This is a genomic window from Metamycoplasma equirhinis, assembly GCF_006385185.1.
Lineage (GTDB): Bacteria > Bacillota_I > Bacilli_A > Mycoplasmatales > Metamycoplasmataceae > Metamycoplasma > Metamycoplasma equirhinis.
Genome location: NZ_VFIX01000036.1, coordinates 1 through 553 on the forward strand (window position 1 = coordinate 1; position 553 = coordinate 553).

Annotated in this window: 1 protein-coding gene; it reads left to right on the forward strand. The window is 70.7% G+C overall.

All coding sequences use genetic code 4. The annotated features are described in order from the left end of the window. The coding region (gene ssd / locus FJM08_RS08540; protein WP_503465698.1) for a septum site-determining protein Ssd at positions 1 to 553 on the forward strand (553 nt) is incomplete at both ends.

The window sequence follows — 553 nt, forward strand, 5'->3', positions numbered from 1 at the left end:
GCGTGTTGGCGATGCTGACCGATCCGGGGTTGCGCGACGAGCTGGACCGAGTCGCCGCAGCCGTCGGGGTTCGCGTTGTTCATCTCGGCGGCCGCCATCCGGTGAGCAGAAAGACGTGGTCGGCGGCGGCGGCTGTGGTGCTCGACCACGCGGCGGCGGACCGGTGTGGGCGGCTCGCGCTACCCCGGCGCACCCACGTCAGCGTGTTGACCGGAACCGAAGCCGCGACGGCGACCTGGGCGGCTGCCATAACCGTCGGGGCCCAGCACGTGCTGAGGATGCCCGAGCAGGAGGGTGAACTGGTCCGCGAGCTCGCCGAAGCTGCTGAATCGGCACGCGATGACGGGATCTGCGGGGCGGTGGTCGCGGTCATCGGGGGTCGCGGTGGCGCTGGGGCATCGTTGTTTGCGGTTGCCCTGGCGCAGGCCGCCGCTGATGCGCTGTTGGTCGATCTCGATCCGTGGGCCGGCGGCATCGATCTTCTGGTGGGCGGCGAAACCGCCCCCGGTCTGCGTTGGCCCGACCTGGCGCTACAGGGTGGACGGCTGAATTG